The sequence below is a fragment of the Pantoea sp. RSPAM1 genome, assembly GCF_038816185.1.
Taxonomy (GTDB): domain Bacteria; phylum Pseudomonadota; class Gammaproteobacteria; order Enterobacterales; family Enterobacteriaceae; genus Pantoea; species Pantoea ananatis.
The window spans coordinates 2,927,220-2,947,885 of sequence record NZ_CP046137.1 but is presented as its reverse complement, the minus strand read 5'-3'; the positions used below and the strand labels follow the sequence as shown (position 1 = coordinate 2,947,885).

Annotated in this window: 19 protein-coding genes and 1 pseudogene; 17 read left to right on the top strand and 3 right to left on the bottom strand. The window is 54.5% G+C overall.

Going from position 1 to position 20,666, the window contains the following annotated elements; all coding sequences use genetic code 11:
• Window positions 1-49: 49 nt before the first annotated feature.
• Window positions 50-3,322: a ribonuclease E gene (gene rne / locus GKC68_RS14305; protein ID WP_342656275.1), complete on the bottom strand. Its 3,273-nt coding sequence runs from the start codon at window positions 3,320-3,322 to the stop codon at window positions 50-52.
• 571 nt (window positions 3,323-3,893) lie between these two features.
• On the opposite strand from rne, the gene rluC reads away from it, so the two are divergent.
• Window positions 3,894-4,850, top strand: coding sequence for a 23S rRNA pseudouridine(955/2504/2580) synthase RluC (gene rluC / locus GKC68_RS14300; RefSeq protein WP_028722421.1), 957 nt, complete (start codon window positions 3,894-3,896; stop codon window positions 4,848-4,850).
• Between the two features lie 11 nt (window positions 4,851-4,861).
• Here rluC and GKC68_RS14295 read toward each other — a convergent pair whose 3' ends face one another.
• The gene (locus GKC68_RS14295; RefSeq protein ID WP_028722422.1) at window positions 4,862-5,449 is read right to left on the bottom strand and encodes a nucleoside triphosphate pyrophosphatase; all 588 of its coding nucleotides are present in this window, start codon (window positions 5,447-5,449) and stop codon (window positions 4,862-4,864) included.
• A 140-nt stretch (window positions 5,450-5,589) separates the two neighbouring features.
• Between GKC68_RS14295 and yceD the strand changes: the two genes are divergently transcribed.
• From yceD to ptsG, 14 genes are all read left to right on the top strand, one after another.
• Window positions 5,590-6,111: a 23S rRNA accumulation protein YceD gene (yceD, locus tag GKC68_RS14290; protein ID WP_028722423.1), complete on the top strand. Its 522-nt coding sequence runs from the start codon at window positions 5,590-5,592 to the stop codon at window positions 6,109-6,111.
• A gap of 14 nt (window positions 6,112-6,125) precedes the next feature.
• Window positions 6,126-6,296 (top strand): 50S ribosomal protein L32, encoded by a 171-nt coding sequence (rpmF, locus tag GKC68_RS14285; protein ID WP_013025362.1) that lies wholly within the window; start codon window positions 6,126-6,128, stop codon window positions 6,294-6,296.
• A 25-nt stretch (window positions 6,297-6,321) separates the two neighbouring features.
• Window positions 6,322-7,362, top strand: a complete 1,041-nt coding sequence (gene plsX / locus GKC68_RS14280) for a phosphate acyltransferase PlsX (RefSeq protein ID WP_110145823.1) — start codon at window positions 6,322-6,324, stop codon at window positions 7,360-7,362.
• Window positions 7,363-8,316: a beta-ketoacyl-ACP synthase III gene (locus GKC68_RS14275; RefSeq protein WP_013025364.1), complete on the top strand. Its 954-nt coding sequence runs from the start codon at window positions 7,363-7,365 to the stop codon at window positions 8,314-8,316.
• Window positions 8,317-8,332: 16 nt separating this feature from the next.
• Window positions 8,333-9,265 (top strand): ACP S-malonyltransferase, encoded by a 933-nt coding sequence (gene fabD / locus GKC68_RS14270; protein ID WP_263794254.1) that lies wholly within the window; start codon window positions 8,333-8,335, stop codon window positions 9,263-9,265.
• Window positions 9,266-9,275: 10 nt separating this feature from the next.
• Window positions 9,276-10,010, top strand: coding sequence for a 3-oxoacyl-ACP reductase FabG (fabG, locus tag GKC68_RS14265; RefSeq protein WP_047713769.1), 735 nt, complete (start codon window positions 9,276-9,278; stop codon window positions 10,008-10,010).
• Between the two features lie 153 nt (window positions 10,011-10,163).
• A complete protein-coding gene (gene acpP / locus GKC68_RS14260; protein ID WP_003849865.1) occupies window positions 10,164-10,400 on the top strand; it encodes an acyl carrier protein in 237 nt (78 codons plus the stop codon).
• A gap of 85 nt (window positions 10,401-10,485) precedes the next feature.
• Window positions 10,486-11,727: a beta-ketoacyl-ACP synthase II gene (gene fabF, locus GKC68_RS14255; RefSeq protein ID WP_028722427.1), complete on the top strand. Its 1,242-nt coding sequence runs from the start codon at window positions 10,486-10,488 to the stop codon at window positions 11,725-11,727.
• Between the two features lie 122 nt (window positions 11,728-11,849).
• The gene (gene pabC / locus GKC68_RS14250) at window positions 11,850-12,665 is read left to right on the top strand and encodes an aminodeoxychorismate lyase (RefSeq protein ID WP_176438557.1); all 816 of its coding nucleotides are present in this window, start codon (window positions 11,850-11,852) and stop codon (window positions 12,663-12,665) included.
• Window positions 12,662-13,684, top strand: a complete 1,023-nt coding sequence (gene yceG, locus GKC68_RS14245) for a cell division protein YceG (RefSeq protein WP_110983020.1) — start codon at window positions 12,662-12,664, stop codon at window positions 13,682-13,684. Before pabC ends, yceG begins: the two co-directional genes overlap by 4 nt.
• Window positions 13,674-14,309 carry a dTMP kinase gene (gene tmk, locus GKC68_RS14240; RefSeq protein WP_014593431.1) on the top strand — a complete coding sequence of 212 codons (636 nt, stop codon included), beginning with the start codon at window positions 13,674-13,676 and terminating at the stop codon, window positions 14,307-14,309. The genes yceG and tmk overlap by 11 nt, the downstream gene beginning before the upstream one ends.
• Window positions 14,306-15,295 carry a DNA polymerase III subunit delta' gene (holB, locus tag GKC68_RS14235; RefSeq protein WP_110983021.1) on the top strand — a complete coding sequence of 330 codons (990 nt, stop codon included), beginning with the start codon at window positions 14,306-14,308 and terminating at the stop codon, window positions 15,293-15,295. The genes tmk and holB overlap by 4 nt, the downstream gene beginning before the upstream one ends.
• A gap of 15 nt (window positions 15,296-15,310) precedes the next feature.
• Window positions 15,311-16,102, top strand: coding sequence for a metal-dependent hydrolase (locus GKC68_RS14230; protein ID WP_110983039.1), 792 nt, complete (start codon window positions 15,311-15,313; stop codon window positions 16,100-16,102).
• A gap of 289 nt (window positions 16,103-16,391) precedes the next feature.
• Window positions 16,392-17,831, top strand: a complete 1,440-nt coding sequence (ptsG, locus tag GKC68_RS14225; protein WP_013025374.1) for a PTS glucose transporter subunit IIBC — start codon at window positions 16,392-16,394, stop codon at window positions 17,829-17,831.
• 103 nt (window positions 17,832-17,934) lie between these two features.
• Here the strand turns inward: ptsG and GKC68_RS14220 are convergent.
• A pseudogene (locus GKC68_RS14220) lies at window positions 17,935-19,504 on the bottom strand (methyl-accepting chemotaxis protein).
• 419 nt (window positions 19,505-19,923) lie between these two features.
• On the opposite strand from GKC68_RS14220, the gene hinT reads away from it, so the two are divergent.
• Window positions 19,924-20,274 (top strand): purine nucleoside phosphoramidase, encoded by a 351-nt coding sequence (gene hinT, locus GKC68_RS14215; protein ID WP_342656274.1) that lies wholly within the window; start codon window positions 19,924-19,926, stop codon window positions 20,272-20,274.
• Between the two features lie 20 nt (window positions 20,275-20,294).
• On the top strand, window positions 20,295-20,666 hold the full coding sequence (locus GKC68_RS14210) for a DUF1425 domain-containing protein (protein ID WP_288430085.1): 372 nt from the start codon (window positions 20,295-20,297) through the stop codon (window positions 20,664-20,666).

Sequence of the window (20,666 nt, the reverse complement as noted above, 5' to 3'; positions counted from 1 at the left end):
AATAAAAAAACCCGGCCGGAGCCGGGTTCATGTGTACTGCTACCGCGCCTTACGGCTTGGTGGCAGGTGCAGTAGCCTGATGGGTGGCGCTATGGCCGCCAGCAGAACCTCTGCCCTCAAATTTAAAGGCCGGACGTTGCCAGTCACTTTGACGGGCAGGCTCGGGTTGCCACACTGGTGCAGGCGCCTTGGTCATCGGTGCAGAAGCAAAGTGCTTCCAGCGCGTTTCGGCGTTGGCTTTTAATGCCTCAACAGGGATGTCGCGTGCGGCAACAGGTGCATGAGGTTCACTCACCGGCGTAATGGCTTCCTCAGCAGCAACCGGCGCGTGTAAAACCTCTTCCACCTGCGCTTCGATCGCTGCGCTGACTGTCGTGCCCGCATGCTCTTCCGCCGTTTCTTCAGGCGCGGATTCTGCGACAACCGGCACGTTTACTTCCGGCGCGTCGACAGCGTCAGCAGGCTGAGCCTGTTGCGCGATAGCTTCAGCACGGGCTTCAGCAGCGGCTGGAATCACCGAAGGTTCATGATGAACCGGGGCTTCAATGGCCTGAGTATCGTCAGTATTCACCACGGTAACCGGGGCGTCAGCCTGCGGCTCTGCAATTTGTACTGGCTCAGTCTGTGAAGCCGGCGCTTCCTCGGTGGCGACAGGCAGGGCAACAGCAGGGGCAGTCTCTTCACGGCTGTAGTCCGGTGTCGATTCAGGCGCATCCTGAACGATTTGCTCTTCATTCGCTTGCGCGACCGGATAGCGAATCCAGACTTTGCCGGACGCCATTTCAGGCGAAGCCGCAGCGGCGTCTAAAGGCATCGCGGACTGGGTCGGATAACGTTCATCACGGTAACGACGGCGACGCTGACCACTTACGCGCAGATGGCGAGGTGAGCGGCGTGAACGACGTGGCATATTGGCATTATCGCGACCTTCGTTCTCCTCCGTCTCTTCAACCTGCGACGTTTCGACAACAGGCTGCACCTTTTGAACTTCAGCCGATTCGGCTGATTCAACAGCGGCGGCCTGCGGCTGGTCATTGTTATCACCAACGCGGACTTTCTGCGTCAGCTGGCGCGGTTTACGGCGAGGCATCACCTGAACGCGCTCGTCTTCCTGCGCATCCACAGCAGCAGGCGCGACCGCTTCAGCGGTTTGTTCCACCGCGCTGTTAGCGTCCTGCTGAGCGCGTTTCTCTTCCTGACGACGACGCTGACGTTCAGCACGTTGTTCGCGGCGCTGTTGCTGCTGCTCATCACGCTGCTGGCGCGCTTCATCGCTCAGTACCGGACGCTCGTCACGCGCGTCATTAGGCTGGGCCTGACGCTTGTTACGACGATTGTCTTCACGCGTCTCGCGATTATCTCGAGACTCGCCACGGTTATCACGGTTATCACGGTTATCACGGTTATCACGAGATTCGCGCTGTTGTGTGTTATCACCGTTGCGCGGGGTTCGTTCGCGGCGGTTGTTGTTGCGACGATTATTACGACGATCGCCACGCGGGTTGCCGTTCTCGTCCTCGCTGGTTTTCTGCGGGGCCGTCGCCTCGGCAACCGGCTCGACAGTCGCCGGAGCAGGTTCGCCAGCAAACAGTTTTTTCAGTCCACTCAGCAGACGGCTGACAAAACCTTCACTGGCCTGCGCGGCCGCGGGTTGCGTCACAGTCGCTGAAGGTTTGGCCACCTCTGGTGTGGCTTCGGCCGGCGCTGGCGGCGCATCGGGCATCACAAAGGCGGCGAGAGCTGGCTGCTCTGGACGGCGGCGCTCAGCATGCTCGTCTTCAGATGGCATCGCCATCTCGGCTTCATGCAGTTTCGGCAGGTGATAGCTCAGCGTTTGCGTTTCTTCGCCTTTGCGCACACGCAGAACGGAGTAGTGCGGGGTTTCCATCCGATCGTCCGGCACGATGACCGCACGTACGCCGCCCTGACGTTTCTCGATAGCATTTACCGCTTCACGTTTTTCATTCAGCAGGTAAGAGGCGACCGGGACCGGCACGATAGCATGCACTTCTTTAGTGTTGTCTTTCAGCGCTTCTTCTTCAATCAGGCGCAGAATGGACAGCGACAAAGATTCGTTATCACGAATCGTGCCGGTGCCGCTACAACGTGGACAGACGTGGTGGCTGGACTCGCCCAGGGACGGGCTGAGGCGCTGGCGGGACATCTCCAGCAGGCCAAAACGTGAAATATGGCTGATTTGAATTCGGGCGCGATCCTGACGGACGGCTTCACGCAGACGGTTTTCAACCGCGCGCTGGTGACGAACCGGTGTCATATCGATAAAGTCGATAACGATCAGGCCGCCCAGGTCGCGCAGACGCAGCTGGCGAGCAATTTCGTCGGCCGCTTCCAGGTTGGTATTAAAGGCGGTTTCTTCAATATCGCCACCGCGCGTGGCACGGGCGGAGTTGATATCGATGGCGGTAAGCGCTTCGGTACTGTCGATAACGATTGAGCCGCCTGACGGCAAGCGAACTTCACGCTGGAAAGCGGATTCGATTTGCGATTCGATTTGGTAATGGCTGAACAGCGGAATCTCACCGGTGTAGAGCTTAATTTTGCTGCTAAAGTCCGGACGGCCCAGCGCGGCGATATGCTGACGTGCCAGTTCCAGCACTTTTGGGTTATCGATAAGAATCTCACCGATATCCTGACGCAGATAGTCGCGGAAGGCGCGCACGATCACGTTGCTTTCCTGATGGATCAGGAACGGGGCCGCGCGGCTGTCAGCCGCTTTTTTGATGGCTTCCCAATGCTTCAGACGGAAGCTAAGGTCCCACTGCAGCGATTCGGCTGATTTACCGACGCCCGCCGTGCGAACAATCAGCCCCATGCCATCAGGGAGTTCCAGCGCCGACAGCGCCTCTTTCAGTTCGGTACGGTCATCGCCTTCAATCCGACGTGAAATCCCACCCGCGCGCGGGTTATTTGGCATTAATACCAGATAGCTGCCTGCCAGAGAGATAAATGTAGTGAGCGCAGCACCTTTGTTGCCGCGTTCTTCTTTATCAATCTGAACAATGACTTCCTGACCTTCACGCAGCACGTCTTTAATGTTCGGACGACCGTGTGAGTTGTAATTAGCAGGGAAGTATTCGCGGGAAATTTCTTTCAGGGGGAGGAAACCGTGACGTTCTGCACCGTAATCGACGAAGGCCGCTTCAAGGCTGGGTTCGATACGGGTGATTTTACCTTTGTAGATATTGGCTTTTTTCTGTTCGTGTCCTGGGCTTTCGATATCCAGATCGTACAGACGTTGACCATCAACCAGGGCAACGCGCAACTCCTCCTGCTGAGTTGCGTTGATTAACATTCTTTTCATCGTAACGTACTCGTTATTCTTTCATGAGTGATTAAAGCTGCGGGCATAGTTACCCTGGACGAGTATCAACCGATGGCCCCGTGACTTAGTGCAATGTCGTCAACCTCACGGTTATCGACCGCGCGAGGGGCGCAAATAACGTCGGTGGCCTGTTTTTCATAAGGAACAACAGCACCAGATAGTGGAAATGCGAGAGATAATTCAGTAAACCCGTGCACTCCATCTCATGTCCAGGCCGCAACCCGCAGCCCGCTAAGTGTCTGATTTCGCATTACGTCTTACGCCATTGCTGCGTGTCTGCTCAATCCGACAAAATAACTAATTTCGTTTTTTTTCTTATCTGAATCTTCAGCTAAGAAACCCAAGCATTATTCCACTGCTAACCTTCATATAGCAAGGTGACTTTAACTCACTGATCAATTTTCTTTACATTTTAAGAACCCTACGACAAGAAGTGCACGCGCGCTGCTGAAAATCACAGCAATCACATTACGCTTCCTGACGAGACGCAAAGAGTTAAGCACAGAAAAAGGGGTGGCGCTATCAGGGGACACTATTTAGAATCGCCGCCATGAAAACAGAGAATCCAGGCGTACACTTTGTCGCCATCACGGCTGAAAATGCCGGACAACGCATTGACAACTTTTTGCGCACCCAGTTAAAGGGCGTGCCGAAAAGCATGATTTATCGCATCGTGCGTAAAGGCGAGGTGCGGGTTAACAAGAAACGCATTAAGCCAGAATATAAACTGGAAGAGGGCGATGAGGTGCGTATCCCGCCCGTCAGGGTGGCCGAACGGGACGAAGAGGCCGTTTCGCCCAAGCTGGCCAAAGTGGCTTCTTTAGCCAATGCCATTCTCTTTGAAGACGAGCACCTGCTGGTGCTGAATAAGCCGTCCGGTACAGCGGTACACGGTGGCAGCGGCCTGAGCTTTGGCGTGATAGAAGGTTTGCGCGCCCTGCGTCCAGAGGCTCGTTTCCTGGAGCTGGTGCACCGTCTGGATCGTGACACCTCTGGCGTGCTGCTGGTGGCCAAAAAGCGTTCAGCCTTGCGCTCGCTGCATGAACAACTGCGTGAGAAGGGCATGCAGAAAGACTATCTTGCGCTGGTGCAGGGTAACTGGCCATCGCATTTGAAAGTGGTTCAGGCGCCGTTGCTGAAAAACATTCTGCAAAGCGGTGAGCGCATGGTACGCGTGAGCAGCGACGGTAAGCCTTCAGAAACCCGGTTTAAAGTGGAAGAGCGCTTCGACTTCGCCACCCTGGTAAAAGCCAGCCCGGTTACCGGACGTACCCACCAGATTCGTGTGCATACGCTCCATGCCGGTCATCCTATTGCATTCGACGACCGCTACGGCGATCGCGCGTTTGACAGCCAGCTGTCCTCTACGGGGCTTAACCGCTTGTTCCTGCATGCGGCCGCGCTGACCTTTACGCATCCCAACACGGGTGAGACGCTCCGCATGGAAGCGCCACTGGATGACCAATTACAGCATTGCCTGACGATGCTGCGCCAGCAGAAAAGCTGAGGCGCCGGGCATCAATCCGACAAGGGGTTGATGCCTGCTTCTCGCAGCATATTGCTGAGCGCGATAAGCGGTAAACCCACCAACGTATTCGGATCGCGTCCCTCAAGACGATCGAATAAACAAATCCCCAACCCTTCGCTTTTAAAACTTCCTGCGCACTGCAGCGGTTGCTCTTTCTTTATATAGGCTCGGATTTCGGCGTCGGTTAACGTGCGGAAATAGACGCTAAACGGCTCACAGCACTGCATTAAGCGCTGGCTGGCAGGGTGGTATAGCGCCAGCCCGGTATAAAACGTTACGCGCTGGCCGCTGGCAGCCCGCAACTGTGCTTCCGCGTTTTCAACCGTGTGGGGTTTCCCGGTTATCACGCCATTCAGCACACAGACCTGGTCAGACCCAATAATCCAGTGGTCGGGATAACGTTGGGCCAGCGCCTGCGCCTTGGCGATGGCTAATCGGGTGACCAGCGCTTCCGCGCTTTCATGCGCTAATGGCGTTTCATCTGTCTGCGGCGAATCGACCGTGAAAGGCAGGCCCAGCCGCGCTAACAGTGCCTGACGAAAGGGCGACGTTGATGCTAAAAGAATCGATGCTGTCATTTTTTTTCAATATTGATAGCGAATTGGTGACAGTCATTTTAAACTGTGCGCCGCACTGGATGCGAATAGTGGTTGAAAGATGCTGGTAAACGGCCTTTTTCTTTGACTCTATGTGATTACAAAGTTAATATGCGCGCCCTATGCAAAAGGTAAAATTACCCCTGACGCTGGACCCAGTCCGCACCGCTCAAAAACGCCTGGATTATCAAGGTGTTTATACCTCTCAACAGGTAGAGCGTGTTGCTGAGTCGGTCGTCAGTGTGGACAGTGATGTAGAATGTGTCATGTCGTTTGCGGTTGACAACCAGCGTCTGGCAGTACTGACGGGTACTGCTGATGTGCAGGTTACGCTACGTTGTCAGCGTTGCAACCAGGTTTTTCCACATCATGTACACGTAAGCTATTGCTTCAGTCCTGTGTCGTCTGACGAGCAGGCCGAAGCGTTGCCGGAAGCGTACGAGCCGGTTGATGTCAACGAGTTTGGTGAGATCGACCTGCTGGCAGTGATTGAGGATGAAGTTATTCTCGCGCTGCCTGTGGTTCCGGTGCACGATTCTGAACACTGTGAAGTGTCCGAGGCGGACATGGTCTTTGGTCAGTTGCCTGCAGAGGCAGAAAAACCAAACCCATTTGCCGTATTAGCCAGTTTAAAGCGTAAGTAATAGGAGTAAGGTCCATGGCCGTACAACAGAATAAACCCACCCGTTCTAAGCGTGGTATGCGTCGTTCGCACGATGCGCTGACCACTGCCACTCTGTCAGTAGATAAAGTTTCTGGTGAAACTCATCTGCGTCACCACATCACTGCGGACGGTTACTACCGCGGTCGCAAGGTTATCGTTAAGTAAGTTCTTTGCTTAGCAAGGCGATACCTTGGCACGTTTGACCCTGGCTATCGATGCCATGGGCGGGGACTTCGGTCCCTGCGTGACGGTGCCTGCAGCATTGCAGGCACTGGCCTCTCATTCGGAAATTATCCTTCTTCTTGTCGGAGATCCCGACATTCTCACGCCATTGCTTGCCAAAGCGGATTCCTCCTTGCTGGAGCGACTGCAGGTTGTGCCTGCCGAATCAGTTATTGCAAGTGATGCGCGACCCGCACAAGCCATCCGTAACAGCCGCGGCAGCTCTATGCGAGTGGCGTTAGAGTTGGTTAAAGAAGGGCGGGCTCAGGCCTGTGTCAGCAGCGGCAACACGGGCGCGCTGATGGGGCTGGCGACATTATTACTGAAGCCGCTGGACGGGATTAAACGTCCGGCGCTCATGACCGTTTTACCCCATCAGCAGAAGGGAAAAACGGTCATTTTAGATTTAGGTGCCAATGTCGACTCAGACAGTGCGATGCTGGTGCAGTTTGCGGTAATGGGCTCAGTGATGGCGGAAGAAGTGTTGGGGATTGCGAATCCCCGTGTGGCACTTCTCAATATTGGTCATGAAGAGCATAAAGGGCTTGAAAGCATCCGCGATGCGGCGTTAAGTCTCAAGGCATTGCCGCAGATTAATTACATTGGTTACCTCGAAGGTAACGATTTGCTGACTGGCAAAACGGATGTGCTGGTCTGTGATGGTTTCGCAGGAAACATCACACTGAAGACAATGGAAGGCGTAGTAAGAATGTTTCTTTCTCTGTTCAGGTCATCAGAGGAAGGTAAGAAGCGGTCGTGGTGGCTGACGTTGCTGGGGCGCTGGATGAAAAAGCGTTTGGTCAGGCGCTTCGGGCATCTCAACCCCGACCAGTATAATGGCGCTTGTCTGTTAGGATTACGCGGAACAGTGATAAAGAGCCATGGTGCAGCAAATCAACATGCTTTTGCCGTGGCGATCAATCAGGCCGAGCAGACGGTGAGGCGGCAGGTGCCTGAACGCATTGCCGCCCGTCTGGACGCTGTATTAGCCAGGAGTGACAAAGCCTAGATGTTTACCAAAATTATCGGTACGGGCAGTTATTTGCCCAGCCAGATCCGCACCAATGCCGATCTGGAAAAAATGGTGGAGACTTCGGACGAGTGGATTGTTACCCGTACCGGCATTCGTGAGCGCCGTATTGCTGCGCCGGATGAGACTGTCGCAAGTATGGGACATCAGGCTGCACAACGCGCACTGGAAATGGCAGGCGTTGACGCCAATGATATCGGTTTGATCATCGTTGCGACCACCTCCTCCAGTCACGCCTTTCCAAGCTCAGCCTGCCTGATTCAGCAGATGCTTGACATCAAAGACTGTGCGGCGTTTGACCTCGCAGCAGCCTGTGCCGGCTTTACCTATGCGTTAAGCGTGGCCGATCAATATATTAAAAACGGTGCCGTCAAACACGCGCTTGTCATTGGTGCCGATGTCCTCGCGCGTACGCTCAATCCAGACGATCGTGGAACGATCATCCTGTTTGGTGATGGTGCCGGCGCCGTTGTGCTGGGCCAGAGCGAAGAGCAGGGGATTATTTCAACCCACCTGCACGCTGACGGTCGCTATGCGAAACTGTTGACGCTGCCGTATCAGGATCGCGAAAATCAGGATCAGCCCGCTTATTTGACAATGGCCGGCAACGAAGTCTTCAAAGTGGCGGTCACCGAGCTAGCCCACATTGTGGACGAAACCTTGCAGGCAAATAACATTGCGCGTGAAGAGCTGGACTGGCTGGTGCCGCATCAGGCTAACCTGCGTATTATCAGCGCCACGGCGAAAAAACTGGGTATGACCATGGAGAAAGTGGTCGTGACGCTGGATCGCCATGGAAATACGTCTGCCGCATCCGTGCCAAGCGCGCTGGATGAGGCGGTGCGTGATGGCCGCATCAAACCCGGACAACTTATTTTGCTGGAAGCCTTTGGTGGTGGATTCACCTGGGGTTCTGCGCTGGTTCGCTTTTGATTGACAGGAATTGAAAATGACGCAATTTGCTTTTGTTTTCCCAGGTCAGGGCTCACAAACTGTGGGCATGTTAGCGGATCTGGCCGCTGCTTATCCGGCGGTCGAAGAGACGTTTCGTGAAGCTTCAGACGTTCTCGGTTACGACCTGTGGCAGTTAGTCAGCCAGGGGCCAGCTGAAGAGCTGAATAAAACCTGGCAGACGCAGCCTGCTTTGCTGGCTGCCTCGGTAGCCATCTATCGTGTCTGGCAGCAGCAGGGTGGTCAACAACCCGCCCTGATGGCAGGTCACAGCCTGGGAGAATACTCCGCACTGGTCTGCGCAGGTGTGCTGAATTTTGCGGACGCGATCAAGCTGGTTGAACTGCGCGGTAAACTGATGCAGGAAGCCGTACCTGAGGGCACGGGTGCGATGCAGGCAATTATCGGCCTTGATGACGCTGCGATTGCTAAAGCCTGTGAAGAAAGTGCGCAGGGCGAAGTGGTTTCACCGGTTAACTTCAACTCGCCGGGCCAGGTGGTTATCGCCGGCAATAAAGAGGCGGTTGAACGTGCGGGTGCAGCCTGCAAAGCGGCAGGCGCAAAACGTGCGCTACCGCTGCCGGTAAGCGTCCCTTCACACTGCGCGCTGATGAAACCGGCTGCCGATAAACTGGCATTAACACTCGAAACCATCACGTTTAATGCGCCAGCTGTGCCGGTCATTAACAACGTAGATGTCAAAGCCGAAACGGACGCCGACGCGATTCGACATGCGCTGATTCGTCAGCTTTACAGCCCGGTTCGCTGGACCGAGAGCGTTGAGGCTATGGCCGCGCAGGGCGTCACGCAACTTATTGAAATGGGACCGGGTAAAGTCCTTACCGGTCTGACAAAACGCATTGTAGACGGCCTGTCCGCAGCAGCGGTGAACGATACTGCGTCATTGACTGCGGCGCTTGCACAGGAATAAGAGGAAAATCATGAGCTTTGAAGGTAAAGTAGCGCTGGTAACTGGCGCAAGCCGCGGCATCGGCCGTGCGATTGCAGAAACCCTGGCCGCACGCGGTGCGAAAGTGGTAGGTACTGCAACCAGCCAAAGTGGCGCCGATGCTATCAGTGATTACCTTGGCGATAAAGGACAAGGTCTGCTGTTAAACGTGACGGATGCCGCTTCTGTAGACAGCGTTTTAGAGAAAATTCGCGCTGAATTTGGCGAAGTGGACATTTTAGTCAATAATGCAGGCATTACGCGTGATAATCTACTGATGCGTATGAAGGACGATGAGTGGCAGGATATCCTGGATACCAACCTCACATCGGTTTTCCGTCTTTCGAAGGCGGTGATGCGTGCCATGATGAAAAAGCGCATGGGTCGTATCATCACCATCGGTTCTGTTGTTGGAACCATGGGCAATGCGGGTCAGGCAAACTACGCTGCAGCAAAAGCGGGTTTGATTGGCTTTAGCAAATCACTGGCGCGCGAAATCGCGTCACGTGGCATTACCGTCAACGTCGTGGCTCCGGGCTTCATAGAGACTGACATGACGCGGGCACTGAACGAAGATCAACGTTCCGGTATTCTGGCGGAGGTCCCAGCGGGTCGTTTAGGCGAAGCGCAGGAAATTGCTAATGCCGTTGCATTCTTAGCCTCTGACGAAGCAGCCTACATCACGGGTGAGACGCTGCACGTCAATGGCGGCATGTATATGGTCTGATAATCACGAAATCATTTGCATTATTTGCGGATAAAACCGCACAATAGCGTAAAATCGTGGTTCGACCAGCCGGGATTTTGTTGCATCTTTTTCAACATTTTATACACTACGAAAACCATCGCGAAAGCGAGTTTTGATAGGAAATTAAATAGTATGAGCGATATCGAACAACGCGTTAAGAAAATCATCAGTGAGCAGCTGGGTGTGAAAGAGGAAGAAGTGACCAACTCTGCATCTTTCGTAGAAGACCTGGGTGCCGATTCTCTTGATACCGTTGAGCTGGTAATGGCTCTGGAAGAAGAGTTTGATACTGAAATTCCAGACGAAGAAGCTGAGAAAATCACTACCGTTCAGGCAGCGATCGACTATATCAATAGCCACAAAGGCTAATGAATATCTTCAGGCGGTCAATTGACCGCCTGAGTTTTATGTTTGCCCCACAATAGTCATTTTTTTCCCTCCCTGGAGGACGAACGTGTCTAAGCGTCGTGTAGTTGTGACTGGTCTTGGCATGTTGTCTCCTGTCGGCAATACCGTAGAGTCTACCTGGAGTGCTCTCCTTGCCGGTCAGAGCGGCATTAACCTGATCGACCATTTTGATACCAGCGCCTATGCAACACGTTTTGCAGGTCTGGTAAGAGATTTTAATTGCGATGACTTTATCTCTCGTAAAGATCAACGCAAGATGGATGACTTCATTCAGTACGGCATCGTGGCAGGCATTCAGGCCATGCAGGACAGCGGTCTGGTTGTGACCGACGAAAATGCAGGCCGAATTGGCGCGGCAATTGGTTCGGGCATCGGAGGATTGGGTCTCATCGAAGAAAACCATACCTCTCTGGTGAACGGTGGTCCGCGTAAAATTAGCCCTTTCTTCGTGCCTTCCACAATCGTCAATATGGTGGCGGGGCATCTCACCATCATGTATGGCCTGAAAGGCCCCAGCATCTCCATTGCGACCGCCTGTACATCTGGCGTGCACAATATCGGTCATGCTGCACGTATCATCGCCTATAACGATGCCGACGTGATGCTGGCGGGCGGTGCGGAAAAAGCCAGTACGCCACTTGGCGTTGGCGGATTCGGCGCGGCACGTGCGCTGTCGACACGTAACGAAAATCCCCAGGCGGCAAGCCGTCCATGGGATAAAGACCGTGATGGATTTGTACTGGGCGACGGCGCTGGCATTATCGTACTGGAAGAGTATGAGCATGCTAAGAAACGTGGCGCAAAAATCTATGCGGAAATTGTGGGCTTTGGGATGAGCAGCGATGCTTATCACATGACCTCACCGCCGGAAGACGGTTCAGGTGCAGCCGCTGCGATGATCAACGCGCTGCGTGATGCGCAGATGACGCCAGATAAGATTGGTTACGTCAATGCGCACGGTACCTCGACCCCAGCCGGCGATAAAGCGGAAGCCCAGGCGGTGAAATCCGTTTTTGGTGCAGCAGCCAGTACGGTAATGGTCAGCTCCACCAAATCCATGACCGGCCATCTGTTGGGTGCGGCGGGCGCGGTTGAGTCGATCTATTCGATTCTGGCCCTGCGCGACCAGGCGATTCCACCGACGCTGAACCTGGACAATCCTGATGAAGGTTGCGATCTTGATTTCGTTCCGCACACCGCTCGTCAGGTCTCGGGGCTGGAATACACGCTGTGTAACTCCTTCGGCTTCGGCGGTACCAATGGCTCGCTGATTTTCCGTAAAATCTAAACATTCCGTTTATGATTGCTGTAAAGGCCCGCAATGCGGGCCTTTTTTCTATCCAGCGTCGTGAAGAAACCGATAAAATCATGGCCATCGTCAAGCAACGTTCTGATACCGGAGAAACGGCAATGTGGATAAACGGCACTGAGCAATCCCAGCTGGCGGCCACCGATCGTGCCGTGCAGTTTGGCGATGGCTGCTTTACGACCGCCGCGATTGGCAACGGCAAAATCCTGCTGTTTGACAGGCACATGCAGCGATTGCAGCAAAGCTGTGAACGGCTGTGGCTGAATGACGTCGACTGGCCCGCGCTGGCGCAGGAGATGCAGCGCGCGGCCAGCGGACATGACAGGGCAGTGCTTAAGGTCATCATCAGTGCGGGCAGCGGCGGGCGGGGCTACAGCCGCAGCGGCTGTAGCGGCCACACGCGAATCGTTTCGGTATCCCCCTGGCCTGCGCATTATGCGGCGCTCCAGCAAACCGGCGTCAGGCTGGTCGTGAGCCCGGTCCGTCTGGCGCGCCAGCCCCAGTTTGCCGGCCTCAAGCACCTGAACCGGCTGGAACAGGTGATGATTCGTGCCCACCTTGAGCAGACCGACGCCGATGAGGCGCTGGTGCTTGACACTGACGGTTGGGTGGTGGAATGCTGTGCGGCTAATTTATTCTGGCGAAGCGGCGGCACGGTTTTTACCCCGGCGCTGGATCAGGCGGGCGTTGACGGCATTATGCGGCGAAGTCTGATAGCGGAAATGCGCGCCGCAGGTCAGATTTGTCATGTGGTTCAGGCGGGACTGGCGCAACTCCAGGCAGCCGATGAGATTGTGGTATGCAACGCGCTGATGCCCGTATTACCCGTTCGACAACTTGATGCGCTGGCGTTCGAACAGCGCACCTTGTTTAACCAGCTACAGGCGAGCTGTAGAAAGATAATGGAAGCATCATGAGCCGAATTAAAAAAATAGTGGTGAGCGTAGTGGTCATCATCCTGCTCATCGCGGCAGCCGTGAGTTACTGGCAGGTTAAACAACTTGCAGCAACCCGGTTGACCCTTTCCCAGGAAACGATCTACACGCTGCCGGCAGGAACCGGTCGCGTTGCACTGGAAGCGCAGTTGGAAAGTCAAAAGATTATTCCTCACAGCATCTGGTTTGGCGCACTGCTCAAACTGGAGCCTGAGCTGGCCAAATTCAAAGCCGGAACCTATCGCCTTGAACCGACAATGACGGTCCGCAGTTTGCTGGAATTGCTCGCCAGCGGCAAAGAGGCACAATTCCCGCTGCGGTTAGTGGAAGGGCAACGCTTGCAAGAGTGGCTTAGCGAATTACGTAAAGCACCCTACGTGAAGCATACGCTGCCGGATGACAGCTATACAACCGTCGCCAGCACGCTGAAGCTGGATGAAAAAGCGCTGGAAGGCAGTTTCTTTCCGGATACGTATCTGTATACCGCAAACACCACCGATGTCGCCTTGCTGGAACGCGCGCATCAGCGGATGAAAAAGACCATCGATGACGTCTGGCAGGGCAGGATGGATAACCTGCCCTATAAAGATGCACAGGAAATGGTCACGATGGCGTCGATCATCGAAAAAGAAACCGCTGTGAGTGAAGAGCGGGCTAAAGTGGCTTCCGTGTTTATCAATCGCCTGCGCGTGGGCATGCGTCTGCAAACCGATCCTACCGTGATCTACGGCATGGGTAACGCCTATAATGGCACGCTGACGCGTAAAGATCTGGAAACGCCGTCGCCGTATAATACCTATATCATCAGCGGCCTGCCGCCGGGGCCAATTGCGATGCCGAGCAAAGCCTCACTGATTGCGGCCGCGCATCCGGAAAAAACCGACTATCTCTACTTCGTGGCGGATGGCAAAGGTGGACATACCTTCACCACCAATCTTGCCAGCCACAATAAGGCCGTGCAGGCTTACCGGCTGGTGTTAAAGGAAAAAAATGGACAGTAAGTTTATTGTGATTGAAGGCCTGGAAGGCGCAGGAAAAACCACGGCGCGCGATGCGGTCGTTGCAACACTGCGGGCCAGTGGAATCGACGATATTGTCTTTACCCGCGAACCCGGCGGCACACCGCTGGCTGAGCAGCTTCGCGTGCTGGTCAAGCAGGGCATTGAAGGCGAGCAGGTAACCGATAAAGCGGAACTGTTAATGCTGTATGCCGCGCGCGTCCAACTGGTGGAAACGGTGATCAAGCCTGCGCTGGCCCGGGGGGCCTGGGTGATAGGCGATCGTCACGATCTCTCCTCCCAGGCATATCAGGGCGGCGGTCGCGGGCTGGACGCCGAACTGATGCGCACCTTACGGGATACGGTACTGGGCGACTTTCGTCCTGATCTGACGCTGTACCTCGATGTTACGCCTGAAACCGGGTTGCAGCGTGCCCGCGCCCGCGGAGAATTAGACCGCATTGAGCAGGAGTCGCTGCGCTTTTTTGAACGCACGCGTGAACGCTATCTGGCGCTGGCTGCCGCCGATGACAGTATCCTGACGATAGATGCCACTCAGCCGCTTGAGCAGGTGACAAGCGCGCTGCACGCTACCCTGACGGCCTGGCTGGCGGAACAGCGCGCATGAACTGGTTTCCCTGGCTCAATCAACCTTACCGCCAGGTGATGGGTCAGCATCAGGATGGCCGTGCTCATCATGCGTTGCTGATCGCTTCTCTTGATGGAATGGGCGATGATGCGCTGGTGTGGGGGATCAGCCGCTGGCTGATGTGCCTGCAACGCGACGGATTAAAAAGCTGTGGTCACTGCCATGGCTGCCAGCTGATGCAGGCAAATACGCACCCTGACTGGTACCGGCTTGAAGCCGAAAAAGGCAAAACGACGCTGGGCATTGATGCCGTGCGTCAGGTCACGGAAAAAATGTATCACTATGCGCAGCAGGGCGGTGCCAAGGTGGTCTGGCTGCCAGATGCGGCTCAGCTCAGCGAGGCGGCGGCTAACGCCTTGCTAAAAACGCTGGAAGAGCCGCCAGCCAACAGTTGGTTCTTTTTAAGCTGTCGCGAGCCCTCCCGTCTGCTGGCAACGCTGCGGAGTCGCTGCATGGTGCTGACGTTACCTCCACCAGATGAAAATCACAGTCTGGCCTGGCTGAGAAAGCAGGGGCAATATGATGAGGCCCCGCTACTGGCCGCGCTGCGGCTCAGCGCAGGTGCGCCCGGTGCGGCGCTGACGCTGTTGGATGATGGCCTGTGGCAGGCCCGGCAAACACTGTGCGATTCCCTGCCGGGTGCGTTGCAGCAGGACATCCTGCAACTCCTGCCTGTGCTGAACGCAGATAACAGCGCGGCACGGATTGGCTGGCTGTTATCATTCATACTGGATGCAATGAAATGGCAGCAGGGCGCAACCCAGTGGCTGACTAACGTCGATCGTCAGGACGTGGTCGCCATGCTGGCGCAGCACTTTTCGCAAACGGCGCTCAATAACAGCGCTCAAGACTGGATGCGCTGCCGTGAATCGTTATTACAGGTTGCGGCAGTGAATCGTGAACTCCTCCTGACTGACAGATTACTGAGTTGGGCAGATAGCCTGAAGCCCAAGTTACCCGGCTAAATGACTGAGAAAAATATGTTTATTGTTGATTCCCATTGCCATCTTGATAGCCTGGATTATGAGAAAAATCATCACGATCTTGATGATGTGATTGCCAAAGCGGCGGCGCGCGACGTCCGGTTCATGCTGGCTATCGCCACGACCTTACCCGGCTTTAGTACGCTGAAAGCGCTGGTGGGCGATCGTGAAAATATTGCGCTCTCCTGTGGCGTGCATCCGCTGAATCAGGAGGCACCGTATGATGTTGCGTTATTCCGCCGCCTGGCCGCCGATCCTCAGGTGATCGCGCTGGGCGAGACCGGGCTGGATTACTACTATCAGCAGGAAACCAAAGCTCAGCAGCAGGACTCTTTTCGGGAACATATCCGTAGCGGAATTGCGCTGAATAAGCCGATTATCGTGCATACGCGTGATGCACGTGAAGACACGCTGGCTATTCTCAAGGAAGAGCAGGTTGAACGCTGTGGCGGCGTACTGCACTGCTTTACAGAAGATCAGGCGACGGCAGCAAAACTGCTGGATATGGGGTTCTATATTTCATTCTCGGGCATCGTCACCTTTCGCAATGCAGAGCAGATTCGTGACGCGGCGCGCTACGTCCCGCTGGATCGTATTCTGGTCGAAACCGACTCCCCTTATCTGGCACCTGTTCCTTACCGGGGCAAAGAAAACCAGCCTGCTTACACGCGTGACGTTGCCGATTATCTTGCGGTGCTGAAAGGCGTAGATATTGAGACGCTGGCCGCCACCACCACAAAAAACTTTTCTACACTCTTTCATGTGCCGATGAGCCGTCTTGGTGCCTGATTTCGTATTATTTCAGGTATTGTAATAAATACGAGATGATGTTCGTTGACCCTGTTGTGATTCGACAGGGTCAACTTTTATTGGCTGAAAAATCAGCAACAAAACCGTCATTGCGGCCGGTTGCGGGCGTGTGATTGACGAAACGTGATAGCCGTCAAAGTAACGAAGAGTAATTTATTTTACCCTTCGTAATAAATCAAAAAGGCGGATAACGCCACCCGGTAAAGAACCTCCCTCTTTACCACGCGCACTGCGCGAAAAACGCACTCATACTCAGGAGTTTCACGCTATGTTCAAAAATGCTTTTGCCAACTTACAAAAGGTTGGTAAATCGCTCATGCTGCCGGTATCGGTTCTTCCGATTGCCGGTATTTTATTAGGTGTTGGTTCAGCGAACTTTAGCTGGTTACCTGCGGTGGTATCGCATGTAATGGCGGAAGCAGGTGGATCGGTTTTTGCCAATATGCCGCTGATTTTTGCCATTGGCGTGGCACTCGGCTTTACCAATAACGACGGTGTTTCCGCACTGGCAGCGGTCGTGGCTTACGGCATCATGGTGAAAACCATGGCGGTGGTCGCCCCCTTAGTCCTGCATCTGCCGGCGGCGGAAATTGAAGCAAAACACCTTGCCGATACCGGGGTGCTGGGCGGTATTATTGCCGGCTCCATCGCGGCGTATATGTTTAACCGCTTCTATCGCATTAAGCTGCCCGAATATCTGGGCTTCTTTGCGGGTAAACGCTTTGTGCCGATTATCTCGGGTCTGGCGGCTATCGCGATGGGGCTGGTGCTGTCGTTTATCTGGCCACCGGTCGGTTCAGCGATTCAGGACTTCTCTCAGTGGGCGGCCTACCAAAACCCGGTGGTGGCGTTTGGTATCTACGGCGTCGTTGAACGTGCGCTGGTGCCATTTGGTCTGCACCATATCTGGAACGTTCCTTTCCAGATGCAGATTGGTGAGTACACCAATGCCGCAGGTCAGGTATTCCACGGCGATATCCCTCGCTATATGGCGGGTGACCCAACCGCAGGTAAACTTTCTGGCGGCTTCCTGTTCAAAATGTATGGCCTGCCTGCCGCGGCGATTGCCATCTGGCATTCGGCAAAACCTGAAAACCGTGCCAAAGTGGGCGGTATCATGATCTCTGCGGCGTTGACCTCGTTCCTGACCGGTATTACCGAGCCGATCGAGTTCTCGTTCATGTTTGTTGCGCCAATCCTGTATGTAATCCATGCCATTCTGGCCGGTCTGGCTTTCCCAATCTGTATCCTGCTGGGCATGCGTGACGGTACCAGTTTCTCCCATGGCCTGATCGACTTTATCGTCCTGAGTGGTAACAGCAGCAAAATCTGGTTGTTCCCGATTATCGGTATGATCTACGCCGCGGTTTACTACACCGTGTTCCGCGTCCTGATTGTGAAGCTGGATCTGAAAACCCCTGGACGTGAAGACAGCGCAAGCGAACAGTCTTCTTCCGCGACCGGCGGCGAAATGGCGGGCAAACTGGTGTCTGCATTTGGTGGCAAAGAAAACATCACTAACCTGGATGCCTGTATCACGCGTCTGCGCGTCAGCGTGGCCGATGTAAGCAAAGTGGATCAAACCGAACTGAAAAACCTGGGCGCACGTGGCGTCGTGGTGGCCGGTTCAGGCGTTCAGGCGATTTTCGGCACCAAATCCGATAACCTGAAAACGGACATGGATGACTACATCCGTAATAAGTCATAAGGTCTGATGCCGTTCTGGCACGGCGAAAACAGCGTTGCGTCTCGGCGCAACGCTGTTTTTTTTGCCTGAAGTTAAGGCTGAGAGGGCATTGCGCTTTAGCCTGTCAGTTTGCTTCGCGAGTCAAAAATTTTGAGGTGGTCTGCAACAGTCGATCGGATAACCGTTGCAACTGTGCCGTTGCGGTCGCCGTTTCTTCTACCCGTGCCGCATTCTGCTGCGTGTCGGTATCCATTTGCGCCACGGCAATACCAATCTGTTTCACACCGGTGCTTTGCTCATGACTTCCCGTGCTGATCTCAGCCACCAGGTCGTTGACGCGATGAATCTCTTTAATGACCGCCTTCATGGTTTCGCCTGCCACGCTGACATTGGTCACGCCGGTTTCGACACGTGAATGACTTTCTGTAATCAGCGTTTTAATTTCCTGGGCCGCCACGGCGCTGCGCCAGGTTTCTGACTTCGCCCGCAACGACAGCAAACCCCCGACCTCCATCCCCGGCACGTGCCGCTTCCACCGCCGCGTTAAGCGCCAGAATATTGGTTTGAAAAGCAATGCTGTCAATGACGCTGATGATTTCGCCGATTTTGCTACTGCTGTCCTGAATGGCGCGCATCGTCTGCTCAACGTCAGACACTGACTGACCGCCGCTGGCCACCTTCTGAAAGGCGTTGCTGACCACGTCGTTGGCGATCCTGGCGTTGTCTGCATTGTTTTGTACGGCTGAGGACAGCTGCTCCATCGAAGCACTGGTTTCTTCCAGCGCTGAAGCTTGTGATTCCGTTCGTTGTGACAAATCGCGGGTACCCAGGGCGATCTCCGTTGAGGCTTTGGCTACCTGTTCCGCCGCTTCCTGCACCTCGCTGATCAGGTCGCGGATGTGCTGGCGCATCACGGATAACTGGTAAATCAGGCTGGAGGTATCGCCGGCTTTAATGGCGTTGTGCTCATAAAGATGACCGTCGGCGATCAGGCCCGCCACTCTCACGGCAACGTCAGGCTCGGCACCCAACTGCTTCATAACGGAAAAAAATATCAGCGTGCCCAGTGCGCCGCCTGCGATAAAGGTCAGGCTGATTAACTGAATCAACATGAAAGAGGTTTGGTCAATATGGGAAACGTTGTCGTCAATGATCTGGCTGACGGACGCATTGTAGATCTTTACGGCTTCTAACAGAGGATCCCGGACCGCGACATGTAAACGATCTGTCGTCGTTGCGATTTCCTTTAGCGCGCCTGCCACATTGTTTTCGTTGGCAAGGGCGTAGACGCGTTGCATGGAGGCCAGGTAGTCAGGCCAGGCCTGCATCACTTTCTGCGTGATAGCAACCAGCGCCGGATCCTGAGATTGCTTGAGAAAATCAACCGCATTTTGCACAGCTTGCTGAGACTTCTGGTTAAATTTAGAGGTGGTTTAGCGTGATTCAACGGGCGTGGCGGAGCTGACCGGAAAGATGTAAGCATAGGAACGGCGAAAATGCGTGGCCATCTCCCGGGCGGCAACGTTCATCATCTGCACAGGCTCCAGCCGGGAAGCGTAGAGCTGCTGTTCTGACGCAGCCAGCGACCGAAGTGAGTGAAGAGAGATTACAGCGATAACAATCATGGCGAGAAGGAAAAAAGCGATGAGAAATATCAGGCGATAGGACAATTTGACACGTTGTAAAATGCGCATATTTAACATCCTGTTTAATCGTTGATGTAATCGTTTTCGTGACTGTCAGGCGTCGCGCATCAGAGAAAGCAGGTTAACCCGACACGCTTTTGATAGTTTCGGCAGGTAGCGGTGGTGCTTTATTGATCAACTGTTGCAACTTTTGTCCAGATGCCTCTTGCAGAAACAAATGAAGCGTTGCTTTGGGCACTTTCCCGTCGGGCAGCCCTGCAAGCGCGTTTGTCGGGTCAGGCCGCAGGCAACATAAAGGGGGCGACGCGTGCAGAGGGGGCAGAGACAGGAGCGGCGGTTTTTCGCATAGGGCGCTGTTAAATGCGTTAAACGCCGCCGGTCAAAATAAGAAAACGTCGCCTGAGGTTGAAAGAAAACGAATTTCTCCCGCATACTGAGGTATTACCTCAGGCTCAAGGAACTGCTTTATGGCTGAAGAAACGATTTTCAGTAAAATTATCCGTCGGGAGATCCCCGCCGACGTGGTGTATCAGGACGAACTGGTAACGGCTTTTCGCGATATTTCACCCCAGGCGCCAATGCATATTTTGATTATCCCCAATATTCTGATCCCAACCGCCAATGACGTCGAGGCGGCGCACGAGCAGGCGCTGGGTCGGATGTTCACCGCCGCCGCAAAAATTGCGCGTGAAGAAGGCATTGACGAAGACGGCTACCGCCTGATTGTGAACTGCAATAAACATGGCGGTCAGGAAGTTTATCATATCCATATGCATCTGGTGGGCGGCAAGCCGCTTGGCCCGATGCTGTCACACTGATCCCTGAAGGGAACCTTGCTATGCGTTCATGGTTGATATGTCTGCCCGTGGCGTTGCTGAGCCTTACTGGTTGCAGCAGCAACAAACCGATGATTAACACATCGCAGTCACTGGTCATGGAGTCTTCTGTCCTCTCGGCGGGTATTATTACCGATGAGCCAACGCTGGATGACCATGACGGCCAGAAACGTGCCAGCAGCATACTTTACAATCAGCGTGAAACGCCGGTGGTTGTGCACTATCGTTACTACTGGTACGACGACAAAGGGCTTGAAATAACGCCACGTGAACCTGCTCAGGTTGTCACGGTTCCCCCTAACGGAAGCGTCGCTGCGGTGTCGCAACTGGGTAATCTGACGGCCAGCAAGGTTCGTCTCTACATCTATCTCTGA

Coding starts and splice junctions, on each gene's coding strand:
- rluC (WP_028722421.1), top strand. CDS start 3,894: ATGAAAACAGAGAATCCAGGCGTACACTTTGTCGCCATCACGGCTGAA.
- pabC (WP_176438557.1), top strand. CDS start 11,850: ATGTGGATAAACGGCACTGAGCAATCCCAGCTGGCGGCCACCGATCGT.
- yceG (WP_110983020.1), top strand. CDS start 12,662: ATGAGCCGAATTAAAAAAATAGTGGTGAGCGTAGTGGTCATCATCCTG.
- tmk (WP_014593431.1), top strand. CDS start 13,674: ATGGACAGTAAGTTTATTGTGATTGAAGGCCTGGAAGGCGCAGGAAAA.
- fabD (WP_263794254.1), top strand. CDS start 8,333: ATGACGCAATTTGCTTTTGTTTTCCCAGGTCAGGGCTCACAAACTGTG.
- rpmF (WP_013025362.1), top strand. CDS start 6,126: ATGGCCGTACAACAGAATAAACCCACCCGTTCTAAGCGTGGTATGCGT.
- ptsG (WP_013025374.1), top strand. CDS start 16,392: ATGTTCAAAAATGCTTTTGCCAACTTACAAAAGGTTGGTAAATCGCTC.
- holB (WP_110983021.1), top strand. CDS start 14,306: ATGAACTGGTTTCCCTGGCTCAATCAACCTTACCGCCAGGTGATGGGT.
- GKC68_RS14210 (WP_288430085.1), top strand. CDS start 20,295: ATGCGTTCATGGTTGATATGTCTGCCCGTGGCGTTGCTGAGCCTTACT.
- acpP (WP_003849865.1), top strand. CDS start 10,164: ATGAGCGATATCGAACAACGCGTTAAGAAAATCATCAGTGAGCAGCTG.
- GKC68_RS14295 (WP_028722422.1), bottom strand. CDS start 5,449: ATGACAGCATCGATTCTTTTAGCATCAACGTCGCCCTTTCGTCAGGCA.
- rne (WP_342656275.1), bottom strand. CDS start 3,322: ATGAAAAGAATGTTAATCAACGCAACTCAGCAGGAGGAGTTGCGCGTT.
- GKC68_RS14230 (WP_110983039.1), top strand. CDS start 15,311: ATGTTTATTGTTGATTCCCATTGCCATCTTGATAGCCTGGATTATGAG.
- hinT (WP_342656274.1), top strand. CDS start 19,924: ATGGCTGAAGAAACGATTTTCAGTAAAATTATCCGTCGGGAGATCCCC.
- fabG (WP_047713769.1), top strand. CDS start 9,276: ATGAGCTTTGAAGGTAAAGTAGCGCTGGTAACTGGCGCAAGCCGCGGC.
- yceD (WP_028722423.1), top strand. CDS start 5,590: ATGCAAAAGGTAAAATTACCCCTGACGCTGGACCCAGTCCGCACCGCT.
- GKC68_RS14275 (WP_013025364.1), top strand. CDS start 7,363: ATGTTTACCAAAATTATCGGTACGGGCAGTTATTTGCCCAGCCAGATC.